Source organism: Streptomyces sp. NPDC002092, from assembly GCF_053593775.1.
The window spans coordinates 61593-83215 of the sequence record NZ_JBSFDG010000014.1; the positions used below are offsets into that span (position 1 = coordinate 61593).

Annotated in this window: 18 protein-coding genes; 10 read left to right on the forward strand and 8 right to left on the reverse strand. The window is 70.6% G+C overall.

Annotated elements, in window-relative coordinates:
* Positions 1-63: 63 nt before the first annotated feature.
* The 4 genes from ACWCRD_RS29870 to ybaK all read left to right on the forward strand — a co-directional run bounded on the left by ACWCRD_RS29870 (position 64) and on the right by ybaK (position 4135).
* Complete coding sequence (locus ACWCRD_RS29870) at positions 64-1641, forward strand: oxidoreductase (protein WP_450968878.1); 1578 nt, start codon at positions 64-66, stop codon at positions 1639-1641.
* A 142-nt stretch (positions 1642-1783) separates the two neighbouring features.
* Positions 1784-2836 carry a hypothetical protein gene (locus ACWCRD_RS29875; protein ID WP_450968879.1) on the forward strand — a complete coding sequence of 351 codons (1053 nt, stop codon included), beginning with the start codon at positions 1784-1786 and terminating at the stop codon, positions 2834-2836.
* 11 nt (positions 2837-2847) lie between these two features.
* Positions 2848-3588 (forward strand): LON peptidase substrate-binding domain-containing protein, encoded by a 741-nt coding sequence (locus tag ACWCRD_RS29880; protein ID WP_450968880.1) that lies wholly within the window; start codon positions 2848-2850, stop codon positions 3586-3588.
* 43 nt (positions 3589-3631) lie between these two features.
* Positions 3632-4135: a Cys-tRNA(Pro) deacylase gene (gene ybaK, locus ACWCRD_RS29885; RefSeq protein WP_450968881.1), complete on the forward strand. Its 504-nt coding sequence runs from the start codon at positions 3632-3634 to the stop codon at positions 4133-4135.
* Between the two features lie 138 nt (positions 4136-4273).
* Here ybaK and ACWCRD_RS29890 read toward each other — a convergent pair whose 3' ends face one another.
* The 4 genes from ACWCRD_RS29890 to ACWCRD_RS29905 all read right to left on the reverse strand — a co-directional run bounded on the left by ACWCRD_RS29890 (position 4274) and on the right by ACWCRD_RS29905 (position 8274).
* Positions 4274-4969 carry an AAA family ATPase gene (locus ACWCRD_RS29890; protein WP_450968882.1) on the reverse strand — a complete coding sequence of 232 codons (696 nt, stop codon included), beginning with the start codon at positions 4967-4969 and terminating at the stop codon, positions 4274-4276.
* Between the two features lie 34 nt (positions 4970-5003).
* Positions 5004-5825 carry an ABC transporter permease gene (locus ACWCRD_RS29895; protein ID WP_450968883.1) on the reverse strand — a complete coding sequence of 274 codons (822 nt, stop codon included), beginning with the start codon at positions 5823-5825 and terminating at the stop codon, positions 5004-5006.
* 106 nt (positions 5826-5931) lie between these two features.
* On the reverse strand, positions 5932-6906 hold the full coding sequence (locus ACWCRD_RS29900) for an ABC transporter ATP-binding protein (RefSeq protein ID WP_450969052.1): 975 nt from the start codon (positions 6904-6906) through the stop codon (positions 5932-5934).
* A gap of 156 nt (positions 6907-7062) precedes the next feature.
* Positions 7063-8274, reverse strand: coding sequence for an NYN domain-containing protein (locus ACWCRD_RS29905; RefSeq protein ID WP_450968884.1), 1212 nt, complete (start codon positions 8272-8274; stop codon positions 7063-7065).
* A gap of 234 nt (positions 8275-8508) precedes the next feature.
* Between ACWCRD_RS29905 and ACWCRD_RS29910 the strand changes: the two genes are divergently transcribed.
* A complete protein-coding gene (locus ACWCRD_RS29910; protein WP_450968885.1) occupies positions 8509-8673 on the forward strand; it encodes a hypothetical protein in 165 nt (54 codons plus the stop codon).
* Between the two features lie 117 nt (positions 8674-8790).
* Here ACWCRD_RS29910 and dnaE read toward each other — a convergent pair whose 3' ends face one another.
* Positions 8791-12330 carry a DNA polymerase III subunit alpha gene (dnaE, locus tag ACWCRD_RS29915; RefSeq protein ID WP_450968886.1) on the reverse strand — a complete coding sequence of 1180 codons (3540 nt, stop codon included), beginning with the start codon at positions 12328-12330 and terminating at the stop codon, positions 8791-8793.
* A 205-nt stretch (positions 12331-12535) separates the two neighbouring features.
* On the opposite strand from dnaE, the gene ACWCRD_RS29920 reads away from it, so the two are divergent.
* The 4 genes from ACWCRD_RS29920 to ACWCRD_RS29935 all read left to right on the forward strand — a co-directional run bounded on the left by ACWCRD_RS29920 (position 12536) and on the right by ACWCRD_RS29935 (position 17359).
* Positions 12536-13861: a DUF2252 domain-containing protein gene (locus ACWCRD_RS29920; protein WP_450968887.1), complete on the forward strand. Its 1326-nt coding sequence runs from the start codon at positions 12536-12538 to the stop codon at positions 13859-13861.
* A gap of 78 nt (positions 13862-13939) precedes the next feature.
* Positions 13940-14644, forward strand: coding sequence for a hypothetical protein (locus ACWCRD_RS29925; protein WP_450968888.1), 705 nt, complete (start codon positions 13940-13942; stop codon positions 14642-14644).
* Positions 14645-14762: 118 nt separating this feature from the next.
* Positions 14763-15581 (forward strand): thioredoxin domain-containing protein, encoded by an 819-nt coding sequence (locus tag ACWCRD_RS29930; RefSeq protein ID WP_450968889.1) that lies wholly within the window; start codon positions 14763-14765, stop codon positions 15579-15581.
* A gap of 107 nt (positions 15582-15688) precedes the next feature.
* Positions 15689-17359, forward strand: coding sequence for an alkaline phosphatase D family protein (locus ACWCRD_RS29935; protein ID WP_450968890.1), 1671 nt, complete (start codon positions 15689-15691; stop codon positions 17357-17359).
* Positions 17360-17374: 15 nt separating this feature from the next.
* Here ACWCRD_RS29935 and ACWCRD_RS29940 read toward each other — a convergent pair whose 3' ends face one another.
* On the reverse strand, positions 17375-17944 hold the full coding sequence (locus ACWCRD_RS29940) for a dienelactone hydrolase family protein (protein WP_344404050.1): 570 nt from the start codon (positions 17942-17944) through the stop codon (positions 17375-17377).
* A gap of 107 nt (positions 17945-18051) precedes the next feature.
* On the opposite strand from ACWCRD_RS29940, the gene ACWCRD_RS29945 reads away from it, so the two are divergent.
* Positions 18052-19161 carry a mechanosensitive ion channel family protein gene (locus tag ACWCRD_RS29945; RefSeq protein WP_450968891.1) on the forward strand — a complete coding sequence of 370 codons (1110 nt, stop codon included), beginning with the start codon at positions 18052-18054 and terminating at the stop codon, positions 19159-19161.
* Between the two features lie 17 nt (positions 19162-19178).
* Here ACWCRD_RS29945 and ACWCRD_RS29950 read toward each other — a convergent pair whose 3' ends face one another.
* Positions 19179-19919 carry an SDR family NAD(P)-dependent oxidoreductase gene (locus tag ACWCRD_RS29950; protein WP_450968892.1) on the reverse strand — a complete coding sequence of 247 codons (741 nt, stop codon included), beginning with the start codon at positions 19917-19919 and terminating at the stop codon, positions 19179-19181.
* A 49-nt stretch (positions 19920-19968) separates the two neighbouring features.
* Positions 19969-21555, reverse strand: a complete 1587-nt coding sequence (locus ACWCRD_RS29955) for a Na+/H+ antiporter (protein WP_450969053.1) — start codon at positions 21553-21555, stop codon at positions 19969-19971.
* Positions 21556-21623 lie beyond the last annotated feature (68 nt).

Sequence of the window (21623 nt, forward strand, 5' to 3'; positions counted from 1 at the left end):
CGTCACACAGCGGGCATGAACGGTTGTGCGACCGCTACGAGGGACCAGGGGGATGGAAGCGCAGTGACCGAAGGGGCCGGCTTTCGCGCCGGAGACCTGCCGGACGATCTGACCGCCGCCGAGGCCGGCATGTGGCAGGCCTTCCGCAACGGCAGTGTGTACGACCTGAGCAGCGGGGACACCGTCGTCGACGATCCGCACGGCGGGCACCCCTGGGGGCCCGAGCGGACCGTGCGGGCGCGCATCGTGTGCTGGCTGCTGCTGGACGGCCCGCCCGCGCTCGCGGGCCGGGTGTCCTCGCTGAAGCTGCGCGGGGTGCTGGTCAGCGGCTCACTGGACCTCGCAGGCGGCGTGGTGGTGCCGTACGTCGAGATGAGTGGCTGCCGCTTCGAGCGGGACGTGCTGCTGCCGGAGGCCCACTTCACGACCATGCGGATGGTGGACTGCTCGGTGCCCCGACTGGAGGCCGCGCGCGTGCACACGGAGGGCGATCTGCACCTGCCGCGCTGCCGCTTCCTGGGCGGCATCCGGCTGACCGACGCGCACATCGGTACGGATCTGCTGCTCAACCAGGCGATCGTCCACCGCGACCGCAGCGGCCGTTCGATCGCCGGCGACGGCATGATGGTCGGCCAGGACCTGCAGGCCGAACTGCTGGAGTCGCACGGCGAGCTGAGCCTGCGCAGCGCGAAGATCGGCGTGTCGCTGAGCCTGCGCGGCGCCCGGCTGGCCAACCCGTACGGCAGGCTCGCGCTGAACGCACCCCAGTTGAGCGTCGGACGCACGCTGTACCTGACGCCCGCGGGCGTCGGCGCCTCGATGCTGAGCGGTGCGACGCCCGCGCGCGGGACGCGGATCCAGCGCTTCGAGTGCCAGGGCGGGGTGCGCCTGGACGACGGGCGCTTCGAGGACGCGGTCGACCTGGAGCGGGCCCGGTTCGCCTTCACCGACGACCAGGAGCTGTCCCTGCGCCGGGTGCAGACGCCCGAGCTGCGCTTCCTCGGAGAGCGGCCGCAGCGCGGCAAGGTCATCCTGTCGGGGGCGCGGGTGGTCAACCTGGTCGACCGGGCGAGCGCCTGGCCCGGTCCCGGCAATCTGCACATGGGCGGTTTCCAGTACGAGAACCTGGTGCCGCAGGGCCCCTTCCCGCTGACCGAGCGGCTGGAGTGGGTGACGGCCGCGACCGCCGAGTACAACCCGGAGCCGTACGAGCGACTCGCCTCCGTGCTGCGGGCCGGCGGTGAGGACGAGGACGCGCGCGAGGTGCTCCTCGCCAAGCAGCGCCGGCGCCGCGAGAGCCTGCCGATCGCCGCCAAGCTGTGGGGGTACGCGCAGGACTGGACGGTGGCCTACGGGTACCGGCCGGGCCGGGCCGCCGTGTGGATGGCGGTGCTGTGGGCGGCGGGCTCGCTGGCCTTCGCGCATGCGAGCCATCCGCCGGTGCAGCCGGGGGCCCACCCGCCGTGGAACCCGGCTCTGTTCGCGCTGGACCTGCTGCTCCCGGTCATCGATCTGGGCCAGGTCGGGGTCTGGCAGCTGAGCGGCGGCTGGCAGTGGCTGTCGGCGGCGATGATCCTGCTCGGCTGGATCCTGGCGACGACGGTGGCGGCGGGGGCGACGCGACTGCTGAGACGGAACTGAAGTCCTGGGAACACCTGGGTTTCGCACACAACGACGCAACACCTGTCGAACAGTCACCTTTTACCTGCACTTGACCGATCCGCGTACAACTTTCCACGACTTGTCCGTGGGCCCTGGCGCAGGGTTGACCAGCGGCCTTTCAATGGTCGACACCATGGCTCTGCTGCATCCGTTCAGCCGCGCGGCCCGGACTCCCCGGACCGCTGCGCTCCCCGCCGCCGGACTCCCCACCGCCGGGCTCCCCGCCGACGACGAGGTGCTGCTCGACGTGCCCGACGACCGCCTCGGCTCCGCGCTGGTCGCGGCCGCGGGCGGCGAGCACGGCCCCGCCTCCGCGCTGCTCGCCGACACGCGCACGCGCGGCGACTGGGAGACCCGCGACCGGTACGCGAGACGCCTGGCGGCCTTCGCGCACGCCCGTCCGGAATGGCTCGGGGCGTGGTCCGCCGCCGTCCCGCACGACCCGGACGTGCTGTTGATCAAGGCCCAGCTCGCGGTGGACGACGCCTGGCGCTCCCCGGCACGCGCGGAGCTGTTGCGCGAGGTCAGCCCCCTGATCACGGCTGCCGCGCGCGGCGACGACCACGACCCGGTGCCCTGGCGGCTCGCGCTGGACCATGCGCGCGGCACCGGCGCGGGCCCTAAGTACTTCGGCGAGCTGTGGCAGGCGGCACTGCGCCGCGCCCCGCACCACTACGGCTGCCATGTGGCGGCCCTGCGCTATCTGGCGGCGTCCTGGCAGGGCTCCCACCGCGAGTGCTTCGACTTCGCCGACCTGGCGGCACAGGACGCCCCGGCGGGGTCCCTCATCCAGGCGCTGCCGTCGCGGGCGGCCTTCGCCTGTCTGACGGGCGGGGTCGGCGCCGAGGTGCCGCGTGCACGGCTGGACGCGGCGGCCGACCGGGCGATCGCGTTCTCCGCGCGCTTCCCGGCGGCCGACCCGTGGCCGTCCGAGATCCGCAACAAGCTGATGTACGTCCTCGTACGGCTCGACCGCTGGGAGGAGGCGCTCACCGAGCTGCACCGGATCGGCCCGTACGCCACGTCCTTCCCGTGGGGCCGGTTGTCGGACGACCCGCTGGCGCTCTTCCTGAAGGTGCGCGGCGAGATCCTCGCCCGTACGACGGGCCTCATGCCCTCGCCCCGGCATCCACGAAGTGGGCGCGCCGGACGGGCCCGCTCCGCCGACCACTAGGCTCTTGCGTCGTGACCACCGTCCGTCTCCCGCTCTTCCCTCTGAACTCGGTGCTGTTCCCGGGGCTGGTACTGCCCCTGAACGTCTTCGAGGAGCGCTATCGCGCCATGATGCGCGACCTGCTCAAGACACCCGAGGACGAACCCCGCCGGTTCGCCGTCGTGGCGATCCGCGACGGCCACGAGGTGGCGCCGAGCGCGCCCGGCATGCCGGACCCCACGGCCCTGCCCGAACTCGGGCCGTCGGCGGGCTTCGGCCCCGACCCGGCCAAGTCGTTCCACGCGACGGGCTGCGTCGCGGACGCGGCGACGATCCGTGAACGCGAGGACGGCACCTTCGAGGTCCTGGCGACGGGCACGACCCGGGCACGCCTGGTGTCCGTGGACGCGTCGGGCCCCTTCCTGACGGCGGACCTGGAGGAGCTTCCGGAAGAGCCGGGCGAGGAGGCGGGCGCACTGGCCGAGGGCGTGCTGCGGGCATTCCGCCAGTACCAGAAACGCCTGGCGGGCGCCCGCGAACGGTCCCTCACGACCGGTGCCGACCTCCCGGACGAACCGTCCGTGGTCTCCTACCTGGTGGCGGCGGCGATGATGCTGGACACCCCCACCAAGCAGCGCCTGCTGCAGGCCCCGGACACCGCGTCCCGGCTGCGCGACGAGCTGAAACTCCTTCGCTCCGAGACGGCGATCATCCGTAACCTGCCGTCACTGCCGGCGTCGGAGCTGACGCGCGGCCGCACAAGCCTCAACTGAAGTCACTGCAGAAGTCATTGCAGAAGTCACTGCGAAGGCCGGAATGGCGAAGAAGCCGAAGAAGAACCAGCAGCAGGGCGGCACCCCCGCGACGGTCGCCCTGACGTCCGCAGGGGTGCCGTACACGATCCACGCCTACGACCACGACCCGTCCCACCCGTCCTACGGCGAGGAGGCGGCGGAGGCGATGGGTGTGTCCCCGGACCGCGTCTTCAAGACCCTGGTCGCGGACGTGGACGGCGCCCTGACGGTGGCGGTGGTCCCCGTGGCGGGCCAGCTGGACCTCAAGGCCCTGGCCTCGGCGGTCGGCGGCAAACGGGCCGCCATGGCGGACCCAGCCCTCGCCGAACGCACCACGGGCTACGTCCGCGGCGGCATCTCTCCCCTGGGCCAGCGCAAGAAACTCCCCACGGTCCTGGACACCTCGGCCTCCGCCCACGCCACGATCTGCATCTCGGCGGGCCGCCGCGGCCTGGAGGTGGAACTCTCCCCCGATGACCTGGCCAAACTCACGGAAGCGGTAGTGGCCCCCATCGGCCGTGCATGACCCCTGCGGGGGTTTCTTTCGCCCCCGCCGCCCCTACCCGTCCCGTCCATCGGGGCTGCGCCCCCAGCCCCCCGCTTTCGGCCTGAACGGCCTCGTCCTCGAACGCCGGACGGGCTGAAGGACCCCAAGGGCGCGGCCCTAGGCCGTCGGCGCCCCATGAGGATCCTTGGGAACACCCCCGTGTTCCTGGTACTGCTCCGGATCCCGAGGCCCGAACAACGCCGTCAACCCGAGATGCACCACCAGCGCAGCCAACGACCACGCCAACAACGCCCCCTTCGCCCCCAGCTTCAGCGGCGCGGAAAACGTAACCCCCTTGCCCGCGGCCTTCGCATGGGCGATCACATCCTGCGGCGGCCCCAGCCACACCCCGAGCTTCCAGGCCAGCAACGACGCGAGCAGCCCCCCGACCCCCAGCGCCACCGCCAACGGCACACCCCCACGCCGCCGCCAGAAGAAGACCCCGAGCGCACTCACCGCACCGAAGGCCACCGCAAGCAGCGTGAACGTTCCGTCCACCCCGATCGCCTGCTCCCCCTCGCTGTCCGAGAGATAGACCACCCAGCTCTTGTCGACCACGTCACCGACGAGCGGCACATGCGGCGCCAGCCACCACCACAGCACCCCGAGCAGCACGCCCGCGACCGTCACCACCGCCGTGATGACGGCGGCCTCCCGCACTTCGGTCTTCATCCCGGGCCCGTCCTGTCCGTACGTGCCGTCCCACGCGACGTCATGCGTCACAGGGGCCACGTACCCGGCAGCCGGGGGCTGCCACGCATTCTGCGAGGACTGTTCATGCGGCGGCGGAGGCGGAGTCAACGGTGCGGTCACCCTGCCATCGTGCCAGGCCCGTCTGTGCGGCGCGTCACCGGACGGCCGCCCGACGGTACGCCCATGTGGCGACGGCCAGCGAGACCACCCCCACCCCCGCACACACGGCGAGGTCCCCGGCCACGAAGGCCCAGTCGGGATGCGCCCCGAAGGTCCGCGCGAAGGCCTCGACGCCGTACGTCGACGGCAGCAGATCCCGCGCGAACCTCACGACCCCGGGCATCCGGTCGGCCGGCAGCACCCCGAGCAGCAGCGCCGCGGACATGCCCAACTGGCCGAGCAGAGTGGCCAGTTCCGGCCGCGGAGCCAGCAGCCCGAGCGCCGCGCCCAGCCCGGCCAGCGCCGCCCCCGCCAGCGGAATCACCGCGGCGAGCACCCACAGATGCGCCAGCGGCAGCCCGAACAGCACGCACCCGAACACCGCCGTGACCACGGTCCCGGGCACGGTGAAGGACGCGTACGCCCCGGCCGCCCCCAGCACCACGGACGCAGGGGGCACCGGGAGCGTCGCGTAATGGTCGAGCCCGCCGCTCGCCCGCAGCTGCCCGAAGTACTGCGCGAGCAGGTTCAGCGCGACGAACGCCACCACGAGCACCGACGCCCCGGCGACCACCGACTCGGCCTCGCCGCCGCCGTCCACGACCCCCCGCATCAGGATCATGATCCCGACCGACTGGAAGGTAGCCACGAAGAGCAGCGGGATCCGGGCCACCCGCGCGCGCGACAGCTGCGCCCGGTACACGGCGACGAGGGCCGGCCACATCCGCGCCCGCGGCCCGAGCTCGGCCGCGCCGCGACCGTCCTCCTCCACGGCCAGGGCACCGCCCGGCAGAACCCCGGCGGGTACGACACTCACGACGCGCTGCTCCCCTTCTCGCTCGGGCTCACGGGGCCCACTGAGCCGATCGCCCGTAGGGACCATACGGCCGCGGCGGGCCGCGCACTCACACCGACGACAACGCTCACGCCTTCACCAGCCCCTGTTGCGCGGCGCCTCCCAGCGCCAGGTACACGTCCTCCAGGCTGGGCGTGGCCAGCGTGAAGTCGTCGAGCGCGGCGAACGCACTGCCACCGGTCACGGTGGCGACGATCGCGCGGGCGTCCTCGGGGGCGAGCCTGAGCGTCCAGCGGCGCCCGGACTCGGCGGCCCGCTCACGCAGCGCGGCGACCTCGGGCACGTGCAGCGGCGCACTCTCGCGCCACACCAGCTCGACCCTGACCTCCCCCGCGACCTGCTCCTTGAGCCCGGCGGGGGTGTCGCAGGCGATCACCCGCCCCTGGTCGAGGACGGCGACCCGGTCGAGAACCGTCTCGGCCTCGATGACGTTGTGGGTGACCAGCAGAACCGTCGTCCCGCGCTCGGCCCGCCGCCGGTCCACGGCCGCCCACACGGCCCGCCGGGCCACCGGATCCATCCCGGTGGTCGGCTCGTCGAGCACCAGCAGCGGGCGCTCCCCGACCAGTGCGGCGGCAAGACACGCCAGCCGGCGCTGCCCGCCGGACAGCTTCTTCAGCGGCCGCCCGGCAAGGGGCGTGAGCCCCAGTTCCTCCAGTACGGCATCGCGCTCGGCCCTCGCTTCACGGGCCTCCAGGCCGCGCAGCCGCCCGGTCGTCTCGGCGGCGAGGGACACGGTCAGTTCGTCGAGGGCGCTGGACTCCTGCCCCAGGTAGGCGAGGATCCGCGCGGCCCGCTCCGGGTGCCGCACGATGTCGTGCCCGAGGATCTCGACCCGCCCGGAGTCCGGCCGCATCAGCCCGGTCAGCTGCCGTACGAGGGTGGACTTGCCCGCACCGTTCGGCCCGAGGAGACCGAAGATCTCGCCGCGCCGGATGTCGAGGTGCACATCGTCGGTGGCCCGCACGGCGGGCGTCCCCGGCGCACCCCGGCGCCCCCGCACCGCCGGATAGGTCTTGGTCAGCCCGCGCACCGCGCACACGACATCCCCACCGTGCCGAAGTGCCTGTGCCGCGCGCGTACTCACAAAGGACGAGGGTACGGGGTCCGCAGGCCCCGTCCGCTCTCGGGTTGGTCCAAAGCGGCACAACCGCCAGTAAAGAACCCGGTGAAGAACACGGTCGGCACTGGTGAGGAACTACTCACCCGCGGGAGCGTGCTCCGCCGCCGTCCGCACGTCGATCTCCCGCCAGAACCCGGCCCGGATCGCATACCGGTCGTGCTCGTCGATCTGGTCGTCCTTGTGGGCGAGCAGACCGAACCGGGCTGCGTAGCGCAGCAGCTCCCCGTCGATGCGGTGCGGGACGCGCGGGTACATCCCGGACAGCTTCTGCAGATGGCTCTGGTCGCCGAGGCGCTCCATCCACCGCCGCGCGAACACCTGCCCGACCTCGTACGGGTCGCCGCCGACCGTGGTGATGTCCTCCTCGCGGTCGGCCCACCGCTGCTCGGCGGTGGTCAGCTGGGCCAGCGTCGGCATCGAGGCGGCCTCGGGGGGCTCCGCGGGGGGCCGGTCGACCCAGCCCTTGTCGGAGGACCAGCGCAGGGTCGCGTTCGCGGGGTGATGGGCGGGCTGCACCCCGGGGGCGCGCAGCGCGGCCAGGTCCTTCGGGGTGGGCACGCCCTTGGGCGCGGGCACCCGCTCCTGCGTGCCGTTCTCGGAGCGGGCCGCCGCGGGCGCGTGTTCGCCGTCCTCGGCGCTCCGCTCCGCCGCGGAGAGCGCGGACTCCGGCAGCGGCGCGGAGAGGATCGCGGCGATCTCGGGCCGCGGCACGGGCGGCGGTGCGCAGATCCCACCGAGTTCCTTGGCCCGTACGGCCTTGGTGATCCACGTACGGTCGAGGACGCGCCGCTCGTCGGCCTCGGCTACCAGGTCCTCGGACTGGTTGTAGTCCCCGTCGGCGGCCTGCACGGCCCACAGGTGTACGGCGACGCCGTGCTCCTTGGCGGCCATCATGCCCGGCAGCAGATCGCCGTCGCCGGTGACGAGGACGATGTCGGAGCAGGCGCGGTTGCGGGCGAGCTCGGTGAGCTCGGCGTGCATGGCGGCGTCGACGCCCTTCTGCGCCCAGCGTCCGTCACTGCGGGTCAGGGCACCGAGCCGGACGGTGACCCGGGGCATCACGCGCAGCCTGCGGTGCTCGGGCTGCGGGACGCGGTCGGGGGCGCCGTCGAACCAGTAGATGCGCAGCAGCGGCCGTTCCGTGTCGGACTCGGCGCGTTCACGAAGGGCCTGGATGAGGGCGGCGTGATCGACGGTGATACGGGAGCGTGAGGGCTCCCCGGCAAGGAGACTGGCGGCGGCCCCCAGCAGATACCCGGCGTCCACCAGGACGATGCAGCGGTCCACGCGATCCACCCTCTTTCCGGGAGGTTTGCTTCGGGCTTCCTTCGAGTCTGCCCGACTGCGCGGGGGTTAACGGCCCGAACTCGATCTTCGGCGTGGCGTTTCGGCTCGCGTCCCGCGTCCTCGCGTTCCGAGATGCCCTGTCACAGACGGTAATTATCCGAAATGCGCTCGTTGTCAGCCTATGTGAATCTGGTCGCGGCCCTGGCCCCTAGATCCCCCACAGGAGGCAGAACCATGGCCAAGAACAAGAACCGTGAGCGAAAGCAGCCGCAGACCGAGCGCGGTCAGCAGGCGTCCCAGCAGTCCACGATGGAGTCGCACGCCGAGCAGCACCTCAGCCAGATGACCCCCGGTGACATGGCGCGCAAGGGCAAGCAGAAACGCTTCGGCCACAACTGACGCGCTCACAACTGACATCTGCATACGGGTTGTTGAGACCCAGGCACACACAGGGGCGCATCCGGCTCACCGGATGCGCCCCTCGTCTCGGCTCGTCCGCCCGCGGTCGTACGCCGCTCAGCCGGCCAGGCAGGACGGTCCGAGCAGCACCTTCAGGTCTCCGAAGAGCGCCGGATCGGGCTTCACGCGATGCCGGTCCAGACGCAGGACGGTCGTCTTGGTCGGGCCCTGGAGCTTGATGCGGACCTCGCTGTCGCCCTTGTGGTGGCTGAGGATCTCGCCGAGGCGGCTGACCATCGGCGGGGTGACCCTGGTTGCCGGGATGGTGAGGATCACGGGCGCGTTGGTGCCCGCGTTGGACAGGTCCGGGACCTGGAGTTCCATCGCCACCAGCCGCGGCACGTCCTCCCGCTTGTCGAGGCGGCCCTTGACGAACACGACGGCGTCCTCGACGAGTTGGGTCGACACCAGCTGGTAGGTCGCCGGGAAGAACATGCACTCGATGGAGCCCGCGAGGTCCTCGACGGTGGCGATCGCCCAGGCGTTGCCCTGCTTGGTCATCTTGCGCTGCAGGCCCGAGATGATGCCGCCGATGGTGACGACCGCACCGTCCGCGTGCTCACCGCCGGTGAGCTGGGAGATGCCCGCGTCGGCCTTGTCGGACAGCACATGCTCAAGACCGAAGAGCGGGTGGTCGGAGACGTACAGACCGAGCATCTCCCGCTCCTGGGCGAGCAGATAGGTCTTGTCCCACTCCTCGGTGGTGAACTCCACGTCGAGTCCGAAGCCGGGCTCGTTGCTCTCCTCCTCGCCCATGCCGCCGAAGAGGTCGAACTGGCCCTCGGCCTCCTTGCGCTTGACCGCGACCACATTGTCGATCATCGGCTCGAAGTGCGCGGTGAGGCCCTTGCGGGTGTGCCCCAGGGTGTCGAACGCGCCCGCCTTGATCAGCGACTCCGTGGTGCGCTTGTTGCACGCGACCGCCTCGACCTTGTCGAGGTAGTCGGGGAAGGAGGCGTACTTGCCCTTGGCCTGGCGGCTCTTGATGATCGACTCGACCACGTTGGTGCCGACGTTGCGGACGGCCTCGAGGCCGAAGAGGATCACGTCGTCGCCCTGGGCGGCGAAGTTGTGCACCGACTCGTTGACGTTCGGCGGGAGCACCTTGATGCCCATGCGACGGCACTCGTTGAGGTAGACCGCCGACTTGTCCTTGTCGTCCTTGACGGAGGTCAGCAGCGCGGCCATGTACTCGGCCGGGTGGTTGGCCTTGAGGTAGGCCGTCCAGTAGGAGACCAGGCCGTACGCGGCGGAGTGCGCCTTGTTGAAGGCGTAGCCGGCGAAGGGGACCAGCACGTCCCACAGGGCCTGGATCGCCTCGTCGCTGTAGCCGTTCTTCTGGGCGCCGGCCTGGAAGATGGTGAAGTTCTTCGCCAGTTCGTCGGGCTTCTTCTTGCCCATCACACGGCGCAGGATGTCGGCCTCGCCGAGCGAGTAGCCGGCGATGATCTGGGCGGCCTTCTGCACCTGCTCCTGGTAGACGATCAGGCCGTAGGTGACGTCCAGGACCTCCCTGAGGGGCTCCTCCAGCTCGGGGTGGATCGGGGTGATCTCCTGGAGCTTGTTCTTGCGCAGCGCGTAGTTGGTGTGCGAGTCCATGCCCATCGGGCCGGGGCGGTAGAGCGCGGAGACGGCGGAGATGTCTTCGAAGTTGTCGGGCTTCATCAGACGCAGCAGCGAACGCATGGGGCCGCCGTCGAACTGGAAGACGCCGAGGGTCTCGCCGCGCTGGAGCAGTTCGAAGGTCTTGGGGTCGTCCAGCGGGAGGCTCAGCAGCTCCAGGTCGATGCCCTTGTTGGACTTCACCATCTTGACGGCGTCGTCCATGATCGTCAGGTTGCGCAGGCCGAGGAAGTCCATCTTCAGCAGGCCGAGCGACTCGCAGCTCGGGTAGTCCCACTGCGTGATGGTCACGCCGTCGGTGTGGCGCACCCACACGGGCACGTGCTCGGTGATGGTCTCGCTGGACATGATCACGCCGGCGGCGTGCACACCCATCTGCCGGACCAGGCCCTCGACGCCCTTGGCGGTGTCGATGACCTTCTTCACGTCGGGCTCGTTCTCGTACATCCCGCGGACCTCGCCCGCCTCCGAGTAGCGGGGGTGCGAGGGATCGGTGATGCCGTTGAGGTCGATGCCCTTGCCGAGGACGTCGGCGGGCATGGCCTTGGTGATGCGGTCGCCCATGGCGTACGGGTAGCCCAGCACGCGCGCGGAGTCCTTGATCGCGTTCTTGGCCTTGATCTTGCCGTAGGTACCGATCATGGCGACCTTGTCGGCGCCGTACTTCTCGGTCACGTACCTGATCACCTCGACGCGCCGACGCTCGTCGAAGTCGATGTCGACGTCGGGCATGGAGACGCGCTCGGGGTTGAGGAACCGCTCGAAGATCAGACCGTGCGGGATCGGGTCGAGGTCGGTGATGCCCATGGCGTAGGCGACGATCGAGCCGGCCGCGGAGCCTCGGCCCGGGCCGACCGCGATGCCGTTGTTCTTGGCCCACATGATGAAGTCGGCGACGACGAGGAAGTAGCCCGGGAACCCCATCTGGATGATGACGTCCATCTCGTACTCGACCTGCTTCTGGCGGTCCTCGGGGATGCCGTCGGGGAAGCGGCGCTCCATGCCCCGGCGGACCTCCTCCTTGAACCAGGTGACCTCGGTGTAGCCCTCGGGGATGTCGAACTTCGGCATGAGGTTCTTCGCCTCGAACATGCCGGTGGTGTCGATCTGTTCGGCCACCAGGAGGGTGTTGCGGCAGCCCTCCTGCCAGGCGTCCGAGGAGTCGATGGCGTACATCTCGTCCGTGGACTTCAGGTAGTAGCCGGTGCCGTCGAACTTGAAGCGGTCCGGGTCGGAGAGGTTCTTGCCGGTCTGGATGCACAGCAGGGCGTCGTGGGCGGTCGCCTCGTGCGCGTACGTGTAGTGCGAGTCGTTGGTGACCAGCGGCGGGATGCCGAGCTTCTTGCCGATGTCGAGCAGGCCGTCGCGGACCCGGCGCTCGATCTCGATGCCGTGGTCCATCAGCTCCAGGAAGTAGCGGTCCTTGCCGAAGATGTCCTGGTACTCGGCGGCCGACTTCAGCGCCTCGTCGTACTGGCCGAGCCGCAGCCGGGTCTGGAGCTCGCCGGAGGGGCAGCCCGTGGAGGCGATCAGACCCTCGGACCACTGGGAGATGGTCTCCTTGTCCATACGGGGCCACTTCTGCAGCCAGCCCTCGGCGTACGCGTCCGAGGAGAGGCGGAAGAGGTTGTGCAGACCCGTCTCGTTCGCCGCCCAGATCGTCTTGTGGGTGTAACCACCCGAACCGGAGACGTCGTCGCGCTTCTGGTGCGGCTGGCCCCACTGGATCTTGCGCTTGTTGCGCCGCGACTCCGGAGCGACATATGCCTCGATCCCGATGATCGGGGTGACCCCGGCCTTCTTCGCGGAATGGAAGAAGTCGTACGCCCCGTGCAGGTTGCCGTGGTCGGACATGGCGATATGGGTCATGCCCATCTCGTTGCACGCGTTGAACATGTCCTTGAGCCGCGCGGCACCGTCCAGCAGCGAGTACTGGGTGTGGACGTGCAGGTGCGTGAACGGCGGCTTTGACACGGTCGGGCCTCCAAGGGAAACGCTGGACTACGGGCTGGCGGACAGTCCTGGGGTCAGCGTCGAAGTCTATGCCTCGGGACTGACAATCCGAGGGCTGCCCCGCGTACCTTCACTGCGAGGATCGCGGGCACTTCCGCGCACCCTCGACCGTTGGCAAAAACAGAAACGCCGTCGTACACATCCAGGCACCAGGAGGCACTCCGCGATGTCGGTTCCCCAGCTCAACGACGAGCAGCGCGGCGAGGAGATCCTCGCCGTCTTCGACACCGCCTTCGGCCGGCTCCTGGCCGCCGACCCGGCCGCGTTCCGCGTGAAGTTCCGCAAGATGGCCGCCTCGGCCTTCGCTTTCTACCGGGGCACGGCGTGCCTCTTCTACCACGACCTGGAGGCAGAGAAGCGGGGCGGCCCGTACCTGGACGAGCGCACCTCGCGCGTGTGGATCCACGGCGACCTGCACGCGGAGAACTTCGGCACGTACATGGACGCGAACGGCCGCCTGATCTTCAACGTCAACGACTTCGACGAGGCGTACGTCGGCCCCTTCACCTGGGACCTGAAGCGCTTCTCCGCCTCCATCGCCCTCATCGGCTACGCGAAGGCGCTCGCCGACGACCAGATCACCGAGCTGGTCGAGGTGTACGCGGGCGCGTACCGCGAGCGCATCCACGCCCTGGCGACCGGCGCGAAGAGCGACGAGGTGCCTCCGTTCACGCTCGACACCGCGCAGGGGCCGCTCCTGGACGCCCTGCGTGACGCGCGCTCCCTGACCCGCTTCGGGCTGCTGGACTCGATGACGGAGATCCGCGACTTCGAGCGCCGCTTCGCGCCCGGCGGCGGCTCCATCGAGCTGGACGCGGCGACCCGCTACAAGGTCCTCGCCGCCTTCGACGGCTATCTGGAGACGCTGCCGGACGCCTCCCTGGCCCGCCCGGACTCGTACCGGGTGAAGGACGTGGTGGGCCGCCGCGGCATCGGCATCGGGTCGGCCGGGCTGCCGTCGTACAACATCCTGCTGGAGGGCCACAGCGACGCCCTGGAGAACGATGTGGTGATCTACATCAAGCAGGCCCAGACCCCGGCCGTCTCCCGGCACATCACCGACCCGGCGATCCGCGACTACTTCCAGCACGAGGGCCACCGCACGGTGATCTCGCAGCGCGCCCTGCAGGCGCACGCGGACCCGTGGCTTGGCTGGACCGAGCTGGACGGCGCGGGCCAGCTGGTCGCCGAGGTGTCGCCGTACGCCGTCGACCTGGACTGGGGCGACATCGACGACCTGGAGGAGATCGCGGCGGTCGTCGCCGACCTGGGCCGGGCCACGGCCACCATGCACGCGGCGGCGGACGACCAGTCCGGTGAGTCCCTGGTGCCGTTCTCCACCGAGCGGGCCATCGACGCGGCGATCGCCGCCGACGAGGACGGTTTCGCGGGCGTGCTGACCGACTTCGCGCACGACTACGGCGCACGCGCGCGTACCGACCACCAGATCTTCGTGGACCTGTTCCGCAACGGCCGGATCCCGGGTCTCTAACGGTCTGCTGTCGGTCCGCTGTCTCACAGCGCACTTTTAGGGGTCCCTTACAGGACCACATGACAGACTCTCCACACCATGGACATATCCGGGACCCGCATCAGAGCGCTTCGCGCGGCGCTGTTCACGGCACTCGTCGTGACGCTCAGCACCGCGTCGCACGTGCTGCTGTCGCGGGTCCCGCTGCCGTTGAACACGGTGGCCGCCGTCGCCGCCGCCGTGTTCACGGTCGCCTACGCCCTGGCCGGCCGTGAGCGCGGTTTCGTGCGGATCGCCGCCCTGCTGATCCCGCTGGAGCTGGCCGCCGACACGGTCTTCACCACCGGCCAGCACGTCTGCTACGGCCGCGCGGGCGGACCCGTCGCCGGCCCCCTGCGTTCGGTCGGCTTCGACGTGCTGTGCGGCAACGGCACCGGCATCGGCTCCGGGGCGACCGCCCCGCTGGCCCGCGTGACCGGCACCGGCACCGACCGGCTCGCCGCGCTGCTCGCGCACGCCGACCCGGCCACCGCCTGGCTGTTGCTGGCCGCTCATGTCGGCGTCGGTCTGCTGGCCGCCGCCTGGCTGCGCCGGGGTGAGCGGGCGCTGGCCCAGCTGGTCCGCGCCGTGACCGCGACCACCTTCCGTCCGCTGCTGCTGGCGGTCGCCGCGGTGGCGGTCCGGCCGGCCGCGTCGGCGCCCCGCGTACGGCACACCGGCCGCCCCGCGGCCGGCGCCCGCGAACGGATCCTCGTGCACTCCCTGGGACGGCGTGGCCCGCCGTGCTCGGTCGCCTTCGCCTGAGCGACACCCGGTGCGCCGCCCGGCACGCACCGTCCTTGCGCACAGCACCTGAGCACGACCAGTCCCCCACACGTATCCCGCGTACGACGTATGCGGGTCCCACATGGAGAACACCGACATGAGCAAGCGGAACAGCCAGGCCTCGAAGACGGCGGCCCGGGAGCGGCTGCGGCAGGAACGCGAGCGCCAGGCCAAGAGGGCCAAGGTCAGGCGGCAGGCCATCGTGGCCGGTTCGATCGTGGCCGTACTGGCGGCGGCCGGCGGCATAGGTTACGCCGTCGTCCAGGCCAACAAGCCCAGTTACTGGGAGGGCCTGAAGGACGCCAAGGTCACGGCCCCCGCCAACACCACGGGGACCGACGGCACCACGGTCATCATCGGCAGGAGCACCGCCAAGAAGACCCTCAAGGTCTACGAGGACCCGCGCTGCCCCGTGTGCGCCCAGTTCGAGCAGGTCGTCGGCCCGACCTTCAAGAAGGACCTCGCCGACGGCAAGTTCAAGTTCCAGTACGTCGGCGCCACCTTCATCGACCGGAAGGACAACGGCCAGGGCTCCAAGAACGCGCTGAGCGCTCTGGGCGCCGCGCTGAACGTCAGCGACCAGGCCTTCCTCGACTACAAGACCGCGATGTACTCGACGCAGTGGCACCCGGACGAGACGCAGGACAAGTTCAAGGACGACAGCTACCTGATCAAGATCGCCCAGACCGTGCCCGCGCTGAAGGACAACACGAAGTTCCAGGACGCGGTCAAGAAGGGCACCTACGACGCCTGGGCGATGGCCATGTCGAAGACCTTCGACGACAACAAGGACGGCGTGACCGGCACCCCGGGCTTCGTCGTGGACGGCAAGCAGCTCTTCGCCGACGGCAAGAGCGCGCCGCTGCTGACGGTGGCCGACTTCAACAGGGTGGTGGGCGCGGCCCTCAAGGGCTGACGCCGAAACGGCCGACGCCGAGGGGAAGTCCGGCCTCCGCATGAAGAGCGGGCGAACATTCCGGGTTCGCCCGCTCTCACGCATACCGATCAGTAACCTGTTCGGTCGTGACCAGTCGATACAGATCATCCGAGGCGTCCCAGGCCCCCAACTCGCTCTCTCCACGCCGCCGTACGGTCGTCAAGGCCGCGGCGGCGACCGCTGTCCTGGCCGGACCGCTCGCCGCCGCGCTCCCGGCCCGCGCGGCCGCGGACGCTCCCGCCTTCCTGCACGGTGTGGCCTCCGGCGATCCGCTGCCCGACGGCATCCTGCTGTGGACCCGGGTGACGCCCACCCCCGAGGCCATACCCGGCTCGGGGCTCGGCCCGGACACCGAGGTCAGCTGGGTCGTCGCCAAGGACAAGGCGCTGACGAACATCGTCGCCAAGGGCTCGACCACGGCGAGTGCCGCCTCCGACCACACCGTCAAGGCGGACATCCGGGGCCTGGAACCGGCCACCGACTACTGGTTCCGGTTCTCCGCCGGTCCCACCGACTCCCCGGTCGCCCGCACCCGAACGGCTCCTGCCGCCGACGCCGCCGTGCCGGGCCTGCGCTTCGGCGTGGTCTCCTGCGCCAACTGGGAGGGCGGCTACTTCGCCGCGTACCGCCATCTCGCGGCCCGGGGCGACCTGGACGCCTGGCTGCACCTCGGCGACTACATCTACGAGTACAAGTCCGGCGAGTACGCGGCCCGCGGCACCGTCGTCCGGCCGCACGCGCCGACGAACGAGATCATCACCCTCGCCGACTACCGCACCCGGCACGGCAAGTACAAGACCGATCCGGATCTGCAGGCCCTGCACCACAAGGCGCCGGTCGTGGCGATCTGGGACGACCACGAGTTCGCCGACAACGCGTGGTCCGGCGGCGCGGTCAACCACACCGAGGGCGCCGAGGGCACCTGGACCGACCGCAAGGCGGCCGCCAAGCAGGCCTACTTCGAGTGGATGCCGGTACGCCCGGCGATCGCGGGCACCACCTACCGCCGGCTGCGCTTCGGCAAGCTCGCCGACCTCTCCCTCCTGGACCTGCGCTCCTTCCGCTCCCAGCAGGCGTCCTCCGGCTCCGGCTCGGTCGACGACCCGGACCGTACGATCACCGGGCGGGCCCAACTCGACTGGCTGAAGGCCGGGTTGAAGGCCTCCGACACCACCTGGCGGCTGGTCGGCAACTCGGTGATGATCGCGCCGTTCGTCATCGGCTCGCTCACCGCCGACCTGCTCAAGCCGCTGGCCAAGCTGCTGAGCCTGCCTCAGGACGGCCTCGCCGTGAACACCGACCAGTGGGACGGCTACACGGACGACCGCCGCGAGCTGCTGGCCCATCTGACCTCGAACGCGATCCGCAACACGGTCTTCCTGACCGGCGACATCCACATGGCGTGGGCCAACGACGTGCCGGTGGACGCCGGTACGTACCCGCTGTCGGCCTCAGCGGCCACGGAGTTCGTCGTCACCTCGGTGACCTCCGACAACCTCGACGACATCGTGAAGGTCCCCGAGGGCACGGTCTCCGCGATCGCCTCGCCCATCATCAAGGCGGCCAACCGGCACGTCCACTGGGTCGACACCGACCGCCACGGCTACGGCGTCCTGGACATCACCGCCGAGCGCGCGCAGATGGACTACTACGTGCTGTCCGACCGCACGAAGGCCGACGCGACCTCGGCCTGGGTGCGTTCGTACCGCACCCGCACCGGCACCCAGAAGGTCGAGCGGACGTACGACCCCGTATAGGGGGCCAGAGGGCTCCTAGAGGGTCTCGAGGAAGCCGAGCGCCACCCGCCACGTGGCCTCGGCGGCCTCCTCGTCGTAGTCCGGCAGCCCGGGGTCGGTGTAGAGGTGGCCCGCCCCCGCGTATCTGTACACCTCGACGTCCGCGCCCGCCCTGCCCATCTGCAGATACCAGGCGCTCAGCCAGTCGTCCGTCTCGAACGGGTCCGGCTCGGCGACATGCAGCTGGACCGGCAGCTCGTCCACCGACGCGTTGGGCGCGATGTCCGACGTGCCGTGCAGAAGCAGCAGCCCGCGCGCCTTCTCGTCGCCGAGCGCGAGGGTCTGGGCGATGGAGGCGCCGAGCGAGAACCCGGCGTACACAAGGCCTCGCTCCGAGTAAGGCGCGGCGGCCAGGACGGCTCTCTTGAGCAGCTCGTCCTTGCCGATCTCGTCGTTGAAGGCCATGCCCTCCTCGACCGTCTCGAACGTACGCCCGTCGAAGAGGTCCGGGGTCCACACCTCGTGTCCGGCGCCGCGCAGCCGATCCGCGGCCTCGCGCACCGCGGGCCGCAGACCGTAGGTCGAGTGAAAGAGCATGATGTTCATGAGGCCATCGTGCCAGCCGGGACTGACAGCGCCGCCTCGTGGCCGTACCCCGTACGAGCCCGAACTCACATGTTCATGAACCCCCGGAGCCGGTTAGGTTCGCAGGCATGGAGAACGTACTCCGCCCGCTGATCGTGATCGGCGGCTCGGTCGTGCTCACGCTATTCATCGGCTGGGCCACCGACCTGCTGCTGCGCAAGGCCGACGAACGGCACGGCGACACCCCGCTGTGGGGGCTGCTGCGCCGCGGCCGCATCCCCTACCAGCTGGTGCTGTGCTCGGCCATGCTCAGAGGCTCCTACGACGAGGCGCAACTGCTGCAGGAGCACGAGGTCGGCATCGGCCGGACGTTGACCCTGGTGCTGATCGGGTCTACGGCCTGGGTGGTGATCCGTATCGCGGCGGCCGTCGTGGAGACGTCCTACTCCCGTTACGCCCGCCTGCACCACGACCCGGCCCGGGTGCGGCGCGTACGCACCCAGGTGTCGCTGATCATGCGGGTGGTCGCGGCGATCGTCGGCGTGGTGGCCGCGGCCGCGATGCTGCTGACGTTCCCGGCGATGCGTGCCGCGGGCGCCTCCCTGCTGGCCTCGGCCGGCATCCTCGGCATCGTCGCCGGTGTCGCCGCCCAGTCGACGCTCAGCAACCTGTTCGCGGGCCTGCAGATCGCCTTCGGCGACATGGTGCGGCTCGGCGACACGGTCGTCGTGGACGGCGAGTGGGGCACGGTCGAGGAGATCACGCTGACCTTCCTGACCGTGCGGACCTGGGACGAGCGCCGGATCACCATGCCGGTCTCGTACTTCACCTCGAAGCCCTTCGAGAACTGGTCCCGCGGCAGCAGCCAGATGACGGGCATCGTCTACTGGCACCTCGACCACTCGGCGCCGGTGGAGCTGATGCGCGAGAAGCTCCGCGACATCCTGCGCGAGTGCTCGGCCTGGGACGGCCGCGACTACGGCCTGGCCGTCACGGACACCACTCCGAACACCATGCAGGTGCGGGCCCTGGTGACGGCCAAGGACGCGGACGACATATGGACGGTACGGGTCACCGTCCGCGAGCAGATGGTCCGCTGGCTGTGCGAGCAGCACCCGTACGCCCTGCCCCGCGTCAACACCACGGACGCGGCGCTGCCGTCGAGCCGGCGCTCCTTCGACGGCTTCTCGGAGGCCGCGGCCCGCCGCACACCCGCGCCGAGGACCGGCCGCGGCTAGTACAGGCCCTGACGGCCTCAGTGGCCGCGCTCCGCACCCCCGTTGACCTGGATCACCTGCGAGGTGACGTGCCCGGCGCCCGGTGAGGCGAGCCAGTGCAGGGTCGCGGCCACGTCGCCGGGGGTGCCGGCGCGCTTGTCCAGGGTGTCCTCGACGAGCCGTGCGCGCCGCGCGGGGTCGATCTGCGGTCCGAAGAACTCGGTGTCCTCGATGTACCCGGGCGCGACCACGTTGGCGGTGATCCCGCGCGGCCCCAGCTCCCGGGCGAGGTCATGGGCGTACGGGTGCAACGCGGCCTTGGCGCCCCCGTACGCCCCGCTGCCGGACCCCCGGTAGGCGGCGATGGAGCTGACGAACAGCACCCGCCCGCCCGGCGTGGCCAGCCGGTCCTTCAGGGCCTCCGTGAGCAGGGCCGCGGTGAGGGTGTTGATCCGGAAGTTGAGGGTCCAGTTGTGCGCGACCCGGTCGAGCGGGTCGTCGCTGTCGGCGGCGGGCTCCAGCTGTCCGGTGCCCCCGGCACCGTGGATCAGTACGTCCACGGTCCCGAACTCCCGCTCCACGAAGCCGGCGACCCCGCGCACGGCAGCCGGATCGCTCAGATCCGCCGCGTAGGTCGAAGCGCCCGGCACCGCGGCCTTCTCCAGCACCTCCGCCCTTCGCCCGAGCAGCAGGACCCGGTCCCCGTCCGCCGCGAAGACCTGCGCCGCGGCAAGTCCAATCCCCGTTCCGCCACCGCTGATTACGACATTGCGAGCCATGATCCGACCCTACGCACCGCAAGCCGCCGACGTCGAACGACCCGTGGGGTCAGCGCAGACTCCGTACGTCGAGATGGCGCAGCACCCGGTCCACGATCTCCGGATCCGCCCCTGGCTCACTGCGCGCCGACAGCACCTCGTGCCGCGCCGCACTGAGCATCTCGCCCTGGATCCGCCGCACCCGCTTCAGCCGGCGCACCCGGTGTTCATGCGCCTCCCGCCGCTCCTCGTCAGCCATGTCCGGGCTGATCCGCACCCCGATGTCGAAGGCCCGCCGCAGCATCTGCTCGGACAGCTCCTCCGGCAGCTCCTCGACCTGCTCGATCTCCTTCAGCCGCCGCTTGGCCGCCTTGGCCGCCCGGACGGCGAGGGACTTCTCGAACTCCTTCTCCCGCTCCGTGTCGGCCTGCACCCCCAGCCGCTTCACCAGCCACGGCAGGGTCAGCCCCTGCAGCACCAGCGTCCCCATGATCACCCCGAAGGCGATGAACACGATCTCGTCCCGGTCGGGAAAGGCCGAACCGTCGTCGGTCTTCAGCGGAATCGCCAGCGCCAAGGCCACCGAGGCCACTCCCCGCATCCCCGACCACCACATGACGACGGTCTCCCGCACACTCATCGGGATGTCCTCGTCGTAGTCCCTTCTCGCGTGCAGCCGCTTGGTGAGCCAGGTCGCCGGCAGCAGATACACCAGGCGTACGACGACCACGACCGCCACGATCACGCCCGCCCAGCCGAGCATCTCGCCCCACCGCCCGGACGCCGTGCGGATCGCGTTGTGCAGTTCGAGGCCGATCAGCCCGAAGGCGACGCCCGTGACGAGCGTGTCGACGATGTCCCAGAACGCATGCCCGGTCAGCCGGGTCAGCACGTCGTCGGCGTCGGTGGCGTACTCCGCGAGGAACAGCGCGGTGGTGAGCACGGCGAGCACACCCGAGCCGTGCAGCTCCTCCGCGAGGACGTACGAGGCGTACGGCACGAGCAGCGTCATCCCGATCTGCAGGGTCGGGTCGCCCAGCAGATCCATGAGCCTGTTGGCGCCCCAGCCGAGCGCGAGCCCGACCGCCACGGCCACCACGGCGGAGAGCACCAGGTCGAGCGCGGCCCGTCCCGGTGTGAAGCTGCCGCTGACGGCGGCGGCGATCGCCACGTGGTACAGCACGATCGCCGTGACGTCGTTGAACAGGCCCTCGCCCTCCAGGATGGACACGAGCCGGCGCGGCAGCCCGAGCTGTCCGGCGACCGCGGTCGCGGCGACCGGATCGGGCGGTGCTACGAGCGCGCCGAGCGCCACGGCGGCGGCGACGGGCAACCCCGGTACGATCGTGTGCGCGACGACGGCCACGCACACGGTGGTGACGAAGACCAGCGCCACCGCCAGCAGGAAGATCGGCCGCCGGTTCGCCGCGAACTGCCGCCAGGACGTGCGCCGCGCCGCCGCGTACAGCAGCGGCGGGAGCAGCAGGGGCAGGATCAGATCCGGCGGGACGTTCACGTTCGGCACGAAGTCGGCCACGGCGAGCACGATCCCGAAGAGGGTCATCAGCACCGGCGCCGGCAGTCCGAACCGGTCCCCGACCGGGACGCTCACCAGGGCCCCGAGCAACAGCACGAACAGCAGGGCCAACTGATCCACGGTCAGCACTCCGGGAAGGTCGACATACGGGCAGCGGCTTTCAAGCCTGCCATGCCGCCTTCCCCGCG